15 protein-coding genes are annotated in these 14,138 nt (G+C 72.2%); 6 read left to right on the top strand and 9 right to left on the bottom strand.

The genetic code is table 11. The annotated features are described in order from the left end of the window. Both NON22_RS11665 and NON22_RS11660 read right to left on the bottom strand, forming a co-directional pair. The coding region (locus tag NON22_RS11665) for a GlxA family transcriptional regulator (protein ID WP_257387105.1) at nt 1–996 on the bottom strand (996 nt) is incomplete at its 3' end. Further along, nucleotides 993–1,556: an isochorismatase family protein gene (locus NON22_RS11660; protein WP_257387104.1), complete on the bottom strand. Its 564-nt coding sequence runs from the start codon at nt 1,554–1,556 to the stop codon at nt 993–995. The genes NON22_RS11660 and NON22_RS11665, both read right to left, overlap by 4 nt. A 177-nt stretch (nt 1,557–1,733) precedes the next feature. Between NON22_RS11660 and NON22_RS11655 the strand changes: the two genes are divergently transcribed. Continuing rightward, nucleotides 1,734–2,636: a polysaccharide deacetylase family protein gene (locus NON22_RS11655; protein ID WP_257387103.1), complete on the top strand. Its 903-nt coding sequence runs from the start codon at nt 1,734–1,736 to the stop codon at nt 2,634–2,636. Nucleotides 2,637–2,672: 36 nt separating this feature from the next. On the opposite strand, the gene NON22_RS11650 is transcribed toward NON22_RS11655, so the two are convergent. Continuing rightward, nucleotides 2,673–3,347 carry a methyltransferase domain-containing protein gene (locus NON22_RS11650; protein ID WP_257387106.1) on the bottom strand — a complete coding sequence of 225 codons (675 nt, stop codon included), beginning with the start codon at nt 3,345–3,347 and terminating at the stop codon, nt 2,673–2,675. A gap of 303 nt (nt 3,348–3,650) precedes the next feature. Here NON22_RS11650 and NON22_RS11645 point away from each other — a divergent pair, with 303 nt between their 5' ends. From NON22_RS11645 to NON22_RS11635, 3 genes are all read left to right on the top strand, one after another. Next, nucleotides 3,651–4,430: a hypothetical protein gene (locus NON22_RS11645; protein ID WP_257387102.1), complete on the top strand. Its 780-nt coding sequence runs from the start codon at nt 3,651–3,653 to the stop codon at nt 4,428–4,430. Between the two features lie 67 nt (nt 4,431–4,497). Next, on the top strand, nt 4,498–4,890 hold the full coding sequence (locus tag NON22_RS11640; protein WP_257387101.1) for a hypothetical protein: 393 nt from the start codon (nt 4,498–4,500) through the stop codon (nt 4,888–4,890). A gap of 33 nt (nt 4,891–4,923) precedes the next feature. Then, a complete protein-coding gene (locus NON22_RS11635; RefSeq protein ID WP_257387100.1) occupies nt 4,924–5,289 on the top strand; it encodes a hypothetical protein in 366 nt (121 codons plus the stop codon). A gap of 25 nt (nt 5,290–5,314) precedes the next feature. On the opposite strand, the gene NON22_RS11630 is transcribed toward NON22_RS11635, so the two are convergent. The 3 genes from NON22_RS11630 to NON22_RS11620 all read right to left on the bottom strand — a co-directional run bounded on the left by NON22_RS11630 (nt 5,315) and on the right by NON22_RS11620 (nt 7,835). Further along, nucleotides 5,315–6,430 (bottom strand): serine hydrolase domain-containing protein, encoded by a 1,116-nt coding sequence (locus NON22_RS11630; RefSeq protein ID WP_257387099.1) that lies wholly within the window; start codon nt 6,428–6,430, stop codon nt 5,315–5,317. Nucleotides 6,431–6,578: 148 nt separating this feature from the next. Then, a complete protein-coding gene (locus NON22_RS11625; RefSeq protein ID WP_257387098.1) occupies nt 6,579–7,253 on the bottom strand; it encodes a potassium channel family protein in 675 nt (224 codons plus the stop codon). Between the two features lie 24 nt (nt 7,254–7,277). Then, the gene (locus NON22_RS11620; protein WP_257387097.1) at nt 7,278–7,835 is read right to left on the bottom strand and encodes a helix-turn-helix domain-containing protein; all 558 of its coding nucleotides are present in this window, start codon (nt 7,833–7,835) and stop codon (nt 7,278–7,280) included. 182 nt (nt 7,836–8,017) lie between these two features. On the opposite strand from NON22_RS11620, the gene NON22_RS11615 reads away from it, so the two are divergent. Together NON22_RS11615 and NON22_RS11610 are read left to right on the top strand one after the other, a co-directional pair. Then, nucleotides 8,018–9,241, top strand: a complete 1,224-nt coding sequence (locus tag NON22_RS11615; RefSeq protein ID WP_257387096.1) for a M24 family metallopeptidase — start codon at nt 8,018–8,020, stop codon at nt 9,239–9,241. Nucleotides 9,242–9,496: 255 nt separating this feature from the next. Then, nucleotides 9,497–10,906 carry an RtcB family protein gene (locus NON22_RS11610; RefSeq protein ID WP_257387095.1) on the top strand — a complete coding sequence of 470 codons (1,410 nt, stop codon included), beginning with the start codon at nt 9,497–9,499 and terminating at the stop codon, nt 10,904–10,906. A 77-nt stretch (nt 10,907–10,983) separates the two neighbouring features. On the opposite strand, the gene NON22_RS11605 is transcribed toward NON22_RS11610, so the two are convergent. The 3 genes from NON22_RS11605 to NON22_RS11595 all read right to left on the bottom strand — a co-directional run. After that, nucleotides 10,984–12,492: a transglutaminase-like domain-containing protein gene (locus NON22_RS11605; protein WP_257387094.1), complete on the bottom strand. Its 1,509-nt coding sequence runs from the start codon at nt 12,490–12,492 to the stop codon at nt 10,984–10,986. Nucleotides 12,493–12,518: 26 nt separating this feature from the next. Then, on the bottom strand, nt 12,519–12,863 hold the full coding sequence (locus NON22_RS11600) for a hypothetical protein (RefSeq protein WP_257387093.1): 345 nt from the start codon (nt 12,861–12,863) through the stop codon (nt 12,519–12,521). 212 nt (nt 12,864–13,075) lie between these two features. Then, nucleotides 13,076–14,138 (bottom strand): hypothetical protein (locus tag NON22_RS11595; protein WP_257387092.1); only part of this gene is annotated, 1,063 nt, incomplete at its 5' end.

The raw sequence follows: 14,138 nt of genomic DNA, 5'->3' as shown, positions 1-14,138 counted from the left end.
GTCGTCGCGGCGGCGCGCGTGCTGCGGCGGGGCCGCGTAGCTGCGCGCCCAGGCGCGGCGCAGCTGCCGCGCCGAGGCGAAGCCGCTGCGCTCGGCGATGCGTTCCATGTCCAGCCGCGTGGTCTGCAGCAGCTCGCGCGCGAGCGAGACGCGCAGGCGGTTGACGTAGTCGGGCAGGCTCATGCCCGCGTGCTCGTTGAACAGGCGCGACAGGTGGCGCGGGCTCGTATGCGCCTGGCGCGCGAGCGCCGCGAGGTTCCAGGACTGCTGCGGCGCCGCGGCGATCGCGTCCTGCACCTGGTGCACGGCCGGATGGATGTGGTTGCGGCCCTGCAGCCACGGCGACAGCTGCGGATCACTGCCGCTGCGGCGCAGATAGATCACGAGCTGGCGCGCGACGGCGAGCGCGCAGGCCGGGCCGGCCAGCCGCGCGAGCCAGTGCAGCAGCAGATCGACGCCGGCCGTGACGCCGGCGCTGCTCCAGCGGTTGCCGTCCTCGACGAACAGGCGGTTGTCGAGCACGCGCGCGGCCGGCGCGCAGGCGCGCAGGGCGTCGAGGCAACTGAAATGCGTGGTGCAGGCACGGCCGTCGAGCAGGCCCGCACGCGCGGCGAGCAGCGCGCCCGAGCAGACCGACAGCAGCTGGTGCGAAGGCCGTATGCTCCGGCGCAGCCAGGCGACTAGGCGCGCCTCGTCGGCCTCGTCCACGGTGCGCGGCGGCGGCGGCGCGAAGTCGATGCGGTCGACATTGCCGCTGACGATGACGACCGCGTCGTCGGGGAGGCGCGCCGGCAGCGCGCCGAGCGCGGCGAGCTGCAGGCCCGAGGAGCTGACCAGCCGCGGCCGCGCGGCGACGTAGCGCAGCTCGAAGCGCACCGACGGCTGTTCGATGTTGGCCCGGCGCAGCACTTCGGCCGGGCCGGCCAGGTCGAGCAGCAGGCAGCGCGGCGGCACGACCAGCCAGACCGGCACCGTGCGCGCCGCCGCGGCGTTCATGCGGCCTGCCGCAGCGGCCCGGCCAGGGCCTGCTCGACCGTTACGATGCGCGCGAAGCGCTGGTCGAGCACGAGCTCGCTGCGCGCCTTGATTTCGGCCGCGCTCCACGCGCGGCCGTGCGCGTCGCACATCGCGAACGTCAACGTGGCCTCGCTGACGAAGTCGACCGCGTAGCCGAGGTCCGAGACGTGGCGCGTCGTGGTCTCGCAGCACTGCTCCGTGCGGATGCCGCTGATCAGCAGGCGGCGTATGCCGCGTCCGGTCAGCCAGACGTCGAGGCCGCTGCCGACCAGCGCGCTGTGGCGCGTCTTGTGGAACACCGCGTCGGCCTCCACGCGCAGCGGAGCCAGGGCCGTGACCCAGCCCGACGCGAGCGAGAACGCGCCTTCGGGTTCGACGTGGAAGATCTGCACGACGGGAATGCCCGCGGCGCACGCGCCGTCGATCAGCGCCTGCTGGCGGTCGAAATAGGCCGCCGCGTCGGCGTCGCTCCAGTACGGGCGGTGGCGGAAGGATTCCTGCGCGTCGATGACGAGCAGGGCGGTATCGGTAGTCGACATGGGCGTGCTCCGTGGCGGGATGGTAGGTCATCTTCGCCGCTGCTGCCGCGGCGCGACAGACCGGATCAGGACCGCCGCCGGACAGAAAACGCCATGAGCACGGTCGGCCGTGCGCGCGCTCCGCAGGACGCCGGCGCCGCGGCCGGTGCATTGTGTGCGCGCAGGACGGCCACTAGGATGCGACGGCGCCGCTGCGGCGTCTCCGGGAGTCGCACCATCGCCCTGCCTTCGCCATCCGCCGTACTTCCGGCCGTCTCGTCGCCGCCGCGCCATCCGCAGGCCTGGGCCTGGCTGTTCGCGCTGTCGCAGATCGGCGGCGGCGCCGTCGGCTTGCAGTTCGGCTGGGACTGGGGCGTGCCGCTGATCCTCGGGGCGCAGGCGCTGTCGTTCTGGGCGACGTTGTGGCCGCAGTCGCGACTGCTGAGCCCCGTGCTCGTGCGTCTGCCGGCGCGCGAGCGCCTGGTCTGGCTCACGATCGACGACGGTCCGTCCGACGACACGCCGGCGCTGCTCGATCTGCTCGACCGCCACGACGCCAAGGCCTGTTTCTTCCTCGTCGGCGAACGCGCCGAGGCGAGGCCCGAGCTCGTGCGCGAGATCGCGCGCCGCGGCCACGAGATCGGCAATCACAGCTACAGTCATCCCGAGAAATGGTTCTGGGCGTTGCCGCCGCGCGCGATGCGCGCGCAGATCGACCATGCGCAGCAGGTGCTCGGCGCGCTGGCCGGCCGTCCGCCGCGCTGGTTCCGCGCCGTCGTCGGCATGGCCAATCCCTTCGTCGCCGCGGCGCTGAAACCGCTGAACCTGACGCGCGTGGCCTGGTCCGCACGCGGCTTCGACGCACGCGAAGCCGATCCGGCATGCGTCGTGGCGCGCATCGCGCGGGGTCTGAGACCCGGTGCGATCGTGCTGCTGCATGAAGGCGCGCCGCACGGCAACAGCGTCGCGATCGTCGCGGCCGTGCTGCAACGGCTGGGCCGCGATGGCTATCGCTGCGTGCTGCCGCTCGACGATGCCGCGGCGGATCCGCAGCCGGCGCCGACGGCGGCCGTGCGGGGCGGCGCGCCGGCGGCCTCCTGATCGCGAGATTCGCGCGGGACCGGCGCGAATCGAGCGCTAACGCGGCCGCGTCGCCACGATGCGCCAATTGTTGAACGGCGTGTGGCCGAACAGCGGCGCGAAGTCGGTCTGCAGCCCGGCCGCGGCGAAGCGGCGCTCGAGCGCGTCGCGCGCCGGATAGCGCGTCGGCGCCGCGTTCATCCAGCGCACCCAGCGCGAGAATTCGTCGACGCGGCGCGTGACGCGCGCGCGCCAGCTGCCGTCTTCGAGGCCGCAGCGCAGTACGAGGCTCGCGCCCGGCGTCAGCATCGCGACGGCCGCATCGAGCAGGCGTTCCTGCGCCGCCGGTGCGAGGAACTGCAGCACGTCGAGCAGCGCGACGTTGCCGGCGTGCTCGGGCAGGGCAGTGGCGAGATCCATGGTGTCGAACTGCGTCGCGGCCAATCCGGCGCGCTGCGCCGCCGTGCGCGCGCGCTCGATCTTGTGCGCATCGTTGTCGACGCCGCGGTAAGGCAGTTCGACGCCGGCGCGGCGCAGGGTGTGCGCGAGCAGGCCGAGCCCGCAGCCGAGGTCGAGCAGCGGCGCGCGGCTGTCGCTCAGTACCGCGACGATGCCGCCGTAGAGCGGATCGGCCGCGAGCTTGCTGCGCACGTAGTAGTACGGCGTGCGATTGCCGAAGCGCCGCGCGGGCAGGAAGGCCTGCGCGATCGCCGCGGCCTCGCGGCGGCTCAGCCGCATCGGCGGGCTCCGGCGGCATGGACGCGACGGGAACGGCGGGACGGCACGGCGCTCATCGGATCTCCGGATAGTCGCGCAGGTCGTGCGGCGCGGCGCTCGCGGCGCTGCGAAGCGGGCCGCCGGGAACGGCGATCATAGCGGTGCGGCCGGCCCGCTTCGCAAGCGTGCCGTGCCGGTTTTGCACGGCGTGTCGCCTTGCGCAGCGCGGCCGCCCGGACGCGTTAGCATTCGTGCCGGCGCCGCGGTCGGCATCGCGCCGCCTCCGGAATCCCGCACATCACACAGGAAAGCGACGGCATGGCCGCCGATTCGGACAGCATTCCCTCTTCGTCCGCCTCGTTGCGGATCGCATCGAGCGTGTTCGGCGGCGCCGGCGACGCGGCGCTCGCGCTCGTGCGTCACGTGCCGGCACAGATCGCGTTCTGGGCTCTGCTGGGCCTGCTCGCGGGTCTGGCCGCGGCCGGCTTGTCGCTGCTGCTGGCTGCGTTGATCCTCGACGGCGGCGCGGCCGCATTGCTGCGCGGCTGGCGCTGGCTCGTGCCGGCGCTGCTGCCGCCGGCCGGCCTGGTCGCGCTCGGCGTGCACGGCTTCCATCGCGGCACGGCGCAGGCAGCGCTCGCGCTCGAAGCGCAATGGAGCGTCGTCGCGCAGAGCATCGATCGCGTATTCGCCCGGATCGATCCGGGCATCGCCGCGCGCCTGGCCAATCTGCCGCTGGCTCAGGCCGAGACGCAGTTCAAGCAGCTCGTGCGGCGCGCGCTCGGCGATACCGATGAAGCCGTACCTCGCCGCGGTCCCGTCGCCTGGGCCCTGCGCCGCGTGCGGCGCCTGCTCGCGGCGCGCATCGAAGCCGTGCTGCTGGCCGCCTATCGCGCCGAGGCCGGCACGCACGGCGCCGGCGGCGGCGTGGACTTGGCCAAGGTGCGCGACCACGCGGTCGAGGCCGTGACCGCGCGGCTGCGCGAATCCCTGCTCGGACCGCTGGACGGCCAGCTGTGGCTGTTGCTGTTCTTGCTGTTTGGCCTCGGCATCGGCGGGCATTACCTGGCCGTGGGGCTGCTCGCGCTGTTGCGCTGAGCGCGCCGTCTCGACAGGTCCGACGCTTGCTGCGATCGTGGCGGCGTTCGCCGCCGGAGTGAGAGCCATGGCTTCGCCGCTGCTGTCGCTGTTTTTCCTTCCCGCGCTCGCTGCGGCCGATCCCTGCGCCGGCATCGACCGCGCGCTGGCCGAGGCCGACCGGACCGCGCTCGCGCCGCTGATCGGCCGCCAGCTCGAACTGCGCGGCGTCACGATCCGCGAGTCGCTGCACAGCGGCGACTGGCGCGTGTTCCTGATCGGCGCGCGCGGCGCCGACGACAGCTTCGTGTTCTATGCCGGCGATCCGGCCAGCCAGCGCTACGTCGACGCGATCGGCACCTTCGCGCTGCCCGACGGCGAGGCGGCGATACGCCGCTGGCTGACCGAAAGTTTCACGACGATGCCCGGCGCGCTGGCCGCCTGCGTCGCGCACGTGGCAGCGGAAGCGGCCAAGTCGTAGCGTGGCCGGCACCTTTCGCTGCAGTTCTTGGCCGTGAACGAGATGCCGGCCAAAGCGACCTATGACCGGGAAACCGTCGACGCTTGGTCGCGATGCGTCGCGTCGTTTCGCGAAGCCAGGCGCTGGCGATGGCGTGCGCTGTCGATCGCCGCGGCGGCGGCGCCTTTGCCGGCGCTGCTCGGTCTGATCGCGGCGCTGCCGTATCTGCCTGCCGTGGGATTCCTGCTGCTCGCGACGGCGGCGCTGACTCGCTTCGGCCATGCGGCGCAGTTGACGTGTCCCCATTGCGGCCTTGTTCCTGCCGGCGCGTTCGAGCGCCTTCCGCTACACGAACTCGACTACTGCCGGCACTGCCATTTCTGGCTCGTCGATCCACGGCGTGGTGTTGCGCCACGCTAGCGGAACGCCACTATCGCGAGCGCCGTCAATCCGGGGCGAAACCGTCGCGCCAGATCGCATCGTCGGGATGCGGCGGCGTGCAGGTCTGCGCGTCGACGACGGCGCGCGCCGCATCGACCATCGCGCGGTAGCGCGGCAACGCGGTCTCGTTGATCGCGTTGCCGCCGCGGATCATGAAAACGCCGTAGAGCGCGCGCTGCCGGTCGAGCCACGGATAGAAGCCGAATGCGCCGAAGCTGTGATGCAGCGGCAGCGCCGCGCCCGTCGCCGGCTCGATCCAGTTGCCGAGCGCGTAGTGCACCTGTTCCGGCGCCGACGGCGGCGCATAGGCCACCGGCAGCTGCGCGGTCTGGTCGGCGTAGAGCGCCTGCAGCGCCGTCGCGCCGAGTACGCGCCGGCCGTTGCCGACGCCGTCGTTGGCCAGCATGCGCAGCACGCGGCCGTAGTCGGCCAGGTTCGAGCGCGCGCTGCCGCTGATGCGGTAGTTCAGGGTCGGACCCAGGCCCTGCCAGTCGATGCTCGCGATGCCCAGCGGCAGCGCTATCGCGTCGCGCCAGCCCTGCTGCCAGTCGCCGCCGGTCGCGACTTCGGCCATGCGCCCGCCGACGTGCATCGAAATGCCGCCGTAGGCGAACTGCTGTCCCGGCGTCCAGTTCTGCGGAAACGGCAGGCAGCACGCGATCTCGTCGACGGCGGCCGCGAGCGAGGGCTGGTCGGTGCGCAGCAGCGGCGAGTCTTCGTCGTCGCCGTAGCCGGCGCTGTGCGAGAACATCTGGCGCAGGGTCATGCGGCCCTTGGGGCCGGTGAACTGCGGCAGCGTCGCCGAGACCGGCGCATCGAGATCGAGCATGCCGCGTTCGGCCAGTTGCACGATGCGTATCGCCGACAGCCATTTCGTCGCCGAGGCGATCGGCACGACGGTCGCGCTGCCGTAGCTGCCGAAATAGCGCTCGTGCAGCACGCCGCCGCGGTAGCCGATCTGCACTGCGCCGCCGGGCAGTCCGGCCTGCTGCAACAGCTCTTCCATGGCCGTGTCGACGGCGCCGAAATCGCAGTCGGCCCGTAGCGGGGCCGCAGCCAGGCACAACGCAGCCAGGCACAACGAGGCCGCGCAGGCGGCGATACGGGAATGCGACGGCATGGACGGTCTCGCAGCGAAGAAGGGATCGCAGCGACGCCCCCGCGCCGTGCACGGCTCCACAACGCGGGCCGCGGCAGCCGGTTGACGCGGATCGACGATGCGTGCGCTCGCGTCGCCGCGCGAGCGGCGACGCCGCCGCGTGCGGGAATCATTCCGCGTTGCTGTTGCGCGTCAGCCGCAGCATGCCCAGGCCGATCAGGCGCGAGACGACGACGGCGATGTAGCCGACGCCGGCGAACTGCTCGAGCATCACGAGCGCGCGTGCCGGCATGCCGAGCGGCACGACATCGCCGATGCCGACGCCGGACAAGGTCGTGAAGCTCAGGAACAGCAGTTCCATCCAGCGCCGCGGCTCGTCCGGCGCGCGCAGGCCCGTGAAGCTGCCGGGGTGCCAGGACTGGCAGACGAAATAGGCGTAGGCGAAGCCCCAGGCCAGCAAGGTGAACGTCGCGCCGGCCGCGAAATATTCGTCGGTCGTCACGCGATGGTCGTGCATCATGTAGGCGATCAGGCTCGCGGCCGCGTAGAAATACAGCGCCGATTCGAGCAGCGCCGAGGCCGTCAGCACGGCCGCATTGCCGCTCGCGGTCGCGATGACGGTCAGCACCACGGCCGGCACCGCCAAGGTCGCCGCGATCCAGGTCCGCGCCGGACTGCGCTCGACGACCCAGACCGCGAGCGCGACGGCGACGACGCCGATCGCGCCGAACAGGATGCGGCCGCTTTCGTTCGCGTCGGTCAGCGGATACAACAGCAGGCTCGCGAGCTGCAGTGCGAGCAGCAGCGCGGACGGATGGCGGCGCAGCAACAGGGTCGTATTCATGCGATGGCGGATCGGCGGCGGCGCTCAGGCATTCGCGGTGTCGTCGAAGATGGGCAGGGTGCCGACCGAGACGACCTCGACGGCCACTTCGCCGATGTTGGCCAGATGATGCTGCTGGCGGCCGTCGAAATGCAGCGAATCGCCCGGGTGCAGCACGTAGTCGACGCCGCCGACGCAGTAGCAGACGTTGCCGCTGAGCACGTAGACGAATTCGTCGCCGTCGTGGGTAACCGATTCGGAGCGGTAGCCGATCGGCAGGCTCATTTTCACGGCGTTGATCTGGCTGCCCGGGAACGTGCTCGACAGGCGCTCGTAGCTCTGGCCGCGGTCCACCGTCGAATAGCGCCGGCGCCGGCCCGCGTGCGAATCCGGCGCGCGCTGCTCGGGCTGGTCGATCAGCAGGCGCAGCGGTACGTTCAGCGCGCGCGCGATGTTGGCCAGCGACGACAGCGATACGCCCGACAGGTTGCGCTCGGCCTGCGACAGGAAGCCGACGGAGAGGCCGGCCTCGCGCGCGACGTCGAGCAGGGTCTTGCGCGCCTCGCGCCGGTAGCGGCGCAGACGTTCGCCGAGTTGCTCCATGGTGTCCTCCTCCGGCCCCCGCCGCCTAAGGTAGCTCGCGCGGCGCGCGCGTCGCCAGCTCGGCCGCAGGGCGGTCCTATGGCGAATCGCCGCGCCCCGGCGGCGGATTTTAGCTTGACCTAAATTTTAGCGGGACATAAATTCTGCGGCCGACGGCGCCGGGCGCCGACAGGAGCGCGACCATGAGCATCGGTATCGGCGGGAGCACGCGCGAAGCCGCGCTCGCGAGTCTGCAGCACCTGCCCGGCGAGGCCGTGCCGACCGCGCCGGCCGAGTACCGCGAGCGCATCGCGCGCGCGCAGGCGCTGATGCACGAGCAGGGTCTCGCCGCGATCTATCTGCACGCGGGCACGAGCCTGCGCTATTTCACGGGCCTGGTCTGGCGCGGCAGCGAACGCCTCGTCGGCGCCGTGCTGCCGGCGCGCGGCGAGCCGGAATTTCTCGCGCCGGCCTTCGAGGAAGGCACGATACGCGGCTACCAGGTCGTGCCCGGCGCGATCCATACCTGGCACGAGCACGAGAATCCCTACGCGCTGCTGTGTGCGCGCCTCGACGCGCTGGATCCCGCGCTCGGCCGGCGCGTCGGACTCTGCGAGAGCACGCCGTTCTTCGTCGTCGACGGTCTGCGCGAGGCGGCGGCCGACCGGTCGTTCGTCAACGCCAGGTCCGTCACCGCGGCCTGCCGCATGCACAAGTCGGCGCAGGAAATCGCGCTGATGCAGCGGGCCCACGACATGACCCTGGCCGTGCACAAGGCCGCCGCGAGCATCCTGCACGAGGGCATCACGGCGGCCGAGGTCGAGGACTTCATCGACGCGGCGCATCGCCGAGTCGGCGCCGCGGGTTCCTATTTCTGCATCGTGCTGTTCGGCGCCGACAGCGCGTTCCCGCACGGCGTGAAGGAACCCAAGCCGCTCGCGCGCGGCGACATGGTGCTGATCGACACGGGCTGCGTCGTGCACGGTTACATGTCCGACATCACGCGCAGCTACGTGTTCGGCACGCCGAGCGCGCGCCAGCGCGAATTGTGGAATCTGGAAAAAGCCGCGCAGGCCGCCGCGTTCGCCGCGGCGCAGATCGGCACGCGCTGCGAGGACGTCGACGCGGCCGCGCGCGCCTGCCTCGAACGGCACGGCCTCGGTCCCGGCTATGCACTGCCGGGACTGCCGCACCGCACCGGCCACGGCATCGGCCTCGACATCCACGAATGGCCCTACCTCGTCGGCGGCGACACGACGCCGCTCGCGCCCGGCATGTGTTTCAGCAACGAGCCGATGATCTGCGTGCCCGGCGAATTCGGCATACGCCACGAGGATCATTTCTATCTCACGCCGCAGGGCCCGCGCTGGTTCACGCAGCCGGCACATTCGATCGAGGACCCCTTCGGGGTCGGGAACCGGGAATAGGGAAGGGCAATCGCAAAGGCGGTGTCTCGCCGACCCGCGACCGGTTCCCGAGCGAAGCACGAGGCATGGGTCATCGGCGCCGCATGAGCGTGTGGCGGCGCGACGTGATGGAGTTCGACGCCGCGAACGTTCCGACTTGACCGGACGAGTCGCGCGTGGTCTATTCCGCGCGCCTTCACGGCTGCTGAAAACACACCTTGCCTGGGACGCCTCCGCGTGCGGCGCGTCCGTGTGTCACTTCGGCAGACCGAATCCATGAATACCTCCCTCGTTTCCTGCTGGCCGCGTCTGGCCAAGGCGCTCGCGCGCGCTGGCGTCACGGCCGAGCGCGAAGGCCATGTCTGGCGCCTGCGCCGCGAGCAGGCCGAAGCCCAATTGCTGCTTCCGGCCGAATTTCCGCTCGAGCTGAAGGCCGTGAGCCAGCTGCTCGATTTCGCCGGCGTCGGCTGGCCCGACCGGCCGCAGCCGGTGCGCTGCGCCTGCGCGACGCCCGACTTCCATCCCGGCAGCCTCGCGCCGGTCGGCAGCATCGTCGCGACCGATCCCGACGTCGTCGTGCCGGCGGCCATCGGCACCGACATCAACTGCGGCATGCGCCTGCTGACGACCGGCGTCAGCCAGGCGCAGCTCGCCGCTCACGAGCCGCGCTGGATCGCGCTGCTGACGCGGCGCCTGTTGCACGGCGAGACCGACGCGCCGGTGCCCGCGGCCGCGTTTCGCGCGTTGTTCGATGACGGCGCTGCGGCATTCCTCGATGCAGTGGCCGCGCAGGGCGTGTGGGCCGGCGCCGACCGGTCACGCCTGCAGCGCGAGCTCGCCGGCTGCGTCGGCCTGAGCCGATTCGGCGGCGCCGCGCGGCACGCGCCGGAGGCCTGGGTACGGGGTACGGCGCGCGTGCGCGCACCGGATCTCGGCACGGTCGGCTCCGGCAATCACTTCGTCGAATTCCAGGTCGTCGAGGCGGTGCTGGACCGTCATGTCGCGCATGCGGCCGGACTGCGCGTCGGCGAGGTCGCGGTCCTGATCCACAGCGGCTCGCGCGGCCTGGGCTTTCATGTCGGACAGCGCTGGATGGACCGCGCGCACGAATCGTGGCCGGCGGGTCACCGGCATCCGGCCAGCCGGCTGTATGCGCTGCGCGGCGCCGATGCCCACGGTTTTCTCGAGGCCATGGGCACGGCGGCGCGCTATGCCTGGCTCAATCGCGTCGTGCTGGCCGAATGGGTCCGCGAAGCGCTGGAGGCGACGGTCGGTGCGGCCGGATCGCGGCTCGTCGTCGACGTGCCGCACAACGTCGTCAGCGCGGAGCATGGCCTGAATCTGCATCGCAAGGGCGCCACGCCGGCGCAGGCGGGTCAATGGGCGCTGCTGCCGGGTTCGATGGGCGACGCGTCGTACCTCGTATCGGGCCTGGGGCATCCGGACTGGTTGTGGTCCTGCAGCCACGGATCCGGTCGGGCCGTGCGCCGGCAGACGCTGCGGCGCGAGGCGACGCGGGATGCGGCGGCAACGGACTGGCGCTGCCTGACCCTGCGCGAGGAGCGCCGCTGGGAGGAAGCTCCCGAAGCCTACAAGCCGATAGGGCCGGTCATCGAGGCGCAGGAACAGGCGGGCCTGCTGCGTGCCGCGGTGCGTCTGCGGCCCTGGCGTACGTTCAAGGCGTAGTGCGGGCGGCCATCCGGCTCGTATCGGTCCGAGGTCGGGAATGGGGAATCGCAGGAGCGGCGAATCGGAGCGGGCTATCAGCGCTGCGCGCTCGAACGATTCCCTATTTCCGATTCCCCATTCCCGGCAATGACCCCCGCATCGACGAGCCGCAGGCTGCGCACCTGGCGCAGCAGGCCTGCGTAGTCGCCGGCGGAGCCGTCGCCGATCGCGAGCACGATGTGGGTGGAGTCGAAGTCGCCGAGGCCGGCGTCGAAGCTGATCCAGCGCGAGCCGTTCCAGACCTGCACCCAGGCGTGCGGGCTGAACACTTCGCCCTTGCCGGTGAAATGGCTGGAATACACCAGGCCGCCGACGACGCGCGCCGGGATCTGCTGCGCGCGCGCGAGCGCGGCGAGCAGCAGCGCGAATTCGGTGCAGTCGCCGCTGCGGCTCTCGGCCGCCTGCAGCGCACTGGCATAGCCGAGCGAGCGGCGGTCGCCGCTCATGGTGTTCTGCACGAAGCGCACGAGCTTGTGCATGCGCGCCTCGGTGGAGCCGTTCGCTCGCGCCTCGCGCGCGAGCGCGCGCAGCGCCGGATGATCGCTCTGCACCCAGGCGTTCGCCGCGCGGTAGCGTGCGAGTGCCTCGGCGTCGGGGGCGGCTTCGGCGCCGCAGTCGGCGCAGACGGTCACGACGCTGCGCCGGCCGCGCAGCGCGACGGCCTGTTCGTTCGTGACCGGCAACGCCGGCGCGGTTGCGCCGTCGCTCTCGATCACGTAGCGCAGGGTGCGCCGGCGCGCGGCGGCCGGAAAGCGATACGGCGAGGGCAGCGCGAGTCCGCCGAGCAGATCGTAGTAGCGCGCCGGTTCGTCGCAGCCGGCGCTGCAGGCGCGGCTGTCGAAGCGCGCGCCGGCGATTTCCCAGCTCGGCAGCAGGCGCCGTTGCGCCAGCGACCAGTACAGGCGCTGGCGCTGCACGGTGTCGGCCTCGCCGGTTTCGCGCAGCAGCTCGAGCCGGTCGCCGTCGGCGACGCCGCTGCTGCTGAGCCGCACGGCGACAACGCGTGCGGCGGTCAGGTCGATCTCGCTGTAGGCGAAGCGCCAGGGACGATCCGTCGGCTGCGCGGCGATGCGCCGCTGCAGGCCGGCGTCGACGAGCAGATCGGGCGGCGCTGCCAGCACGTCGCGGCGCACGTGTGCGCCCTCGCGGCGCACGAGCCGGATCGCGCCGTCGCGGATGCGCGCGTCGGCCTGCACGACGGCCGGTCCCGACGCGCTGCGCTGGGTCTGGCTCAGCGGCCGGCCGTCGGCGGTCTCGCTGCTGAGCCGTTCGCTGCTGCGCCATTCGCGCGCGCCGAGCGCGCTGATGCCCAGGCGCGACTGCTCGCGCGTGCGCACGGTCGCGCCGTCCTCGCGACGCTCGAACAGGATGCGGCCGTAGCTCACGCCGTCCTGTTCGATCAGCGCGATCTGCGCGGCCGTTGCGGCGAATGCCGGCGACGACGGCAGCGCACCGGCGATTGCGAGCGCGAGCGGTATGCACCGTCGCGCGAAGCGGACCGCCGCGGCGCGCGCGGCGGTCCGGACGGTCGCAGTGATCGGCATTGCGACGCCGCGCACGTACGCGATGCTCAGCGCGGCGGCTGCGACGGCGCGTCGAGGAAGGCCGAATCGTCGAGCTGCGGCAGATCCGGCAGCCGCGAGGGCTCGTCGCGCGCTGCGCGCGCCGCGCTGCGCGCATCGCGCACGGCGCCGAGCATGACCTCGACCGGTTCCAGGCGCGTGTCGTCGCTGGTCTTCGTGTCGCGGCTGATGTGGCTGCCGGTGGTCTTGGACTTCGCGGTGTTCTCGGCGAACGCCGGCGCGGCGGCAAGGCTCGCGGCGAGGAGCAGCAGCGCGAACGCACCGCGTGCGGACGCGTGATTCGGGTTCGTGGTGGCGGACGTGTTGCGGCCGGTGATGCGGGACGTGTTCATGCGTATACCCCTGGACCTGGTCATGAGCGGATCCGGCGCGAGGCGCCGGCGGTGGCGACGACGATGGCGGACAGGAAATGCGACGCGACGGACGCGATCGGGCATCGATGCGACGTATCGCTGCGGCGACTGCCGTCCGCCGTCGTCGCCTGAAGCCCTGGACGAGTGCTCCGGCGATTTCGTCGCAACGCGGTTCGCGAAGCGAACCGCGATCAGTCGCGCGCGTCGGCGGCGATGGCTTCGCCGCGCGTCGCGAATGCGAACCACGCGGCAAGCAGGCTCGCGATGCAGCTCCAGAGCAGGTAGCGGAATTCGGCGGCCGGTGCGAGCACCGCGTAAGGCAGCGCATAGGCCCACGCGCTCGCGACCAGCCAGAGCACCGGCGCGCGCCGCGCACCGCGGCGGCGCAGGCAGTGCGCCGCGGCCGCGAGACCGGCGAGCAGGTACGGCCAGGCCGCGAACGCCGGTGTCGCGCGCAATCGCTCGAACGCCGCGAGCGCGAACCGGCGCAAGGGGCCGTCGGGTACCTCCACGACCGGGTTGTCGCGGTACTGCACCGGTCCGGGCACATAGGTCAGCTCGCCGGGCAGGCTGCGTGCGCGCGTGCCGAACAGACCGGCGAGCAGCTCGCCGCGATGCGCGAGATAGGCGCGCGGATGCTGCGCGATCGCGGCGAGCCAGTCGCGGCGCAGGCGCCGCTGGTCGGCTTCGGGCCAGGGCTGGAACGGATAGCGCACGCCGGCGCGCGGGCTCGCGAACAGCGGGGTGTTGCTCCAGGCCACGTAGGCCGAGGCCAGATCCTCGACCGTGCTCTGCGGCGCGATCGCATAGTCGGGCAGCAGCACGCGCCGTTCGCGCACCGACATGCCGCTCATATCCCAGAGCGTCAGCGACGGCAGCACCGGAAACCACTGCCGCGTCAGCGCGCCGGTCGCCAGCTGCACGACGAGCAGCAGCGCGACAGCCAGCGCGACCGTCAGGCCGATGCGCCGGCTGCGCGCGTCGCCGCGTTCGACGCCGCAGAGCCAGCCGAGCAGCGGCAGCACGGCGAACACGGCGTTGTGCCGCTGCGCCAGGCCGAGCGCGAGCGCGGCCAGCGCGACGATGAACCAGGCACGGCCGCCGCTGCGGCGATGTCGCAGTATCGCGGCAACCGCGAAAACGAGCAGCGCGAGCAGCGCGACGTCGGACCAGATCTGCGCGAGCAGCCAGCTGGCCGGCGCGACGGCGAGCAGCAGCGGCAGCGCGAGGCGCGCGCGCGCGGTCGCCGCGGCG

Source organism: Tahibacter caeni, assembly GCF_024609805.1.
GTDB lineage: Bacteria > Pseudomonadota > Gammaproteobacteria > Xanthomonadales > Rhodanobacteraceae > Tahibacter > Tahibacter caeni.
The sequence above is the reverse complement of the archived record's forward strand: the minus strand, read 5'-3'. Positions and strand labels throughout refer to the sequence as shown.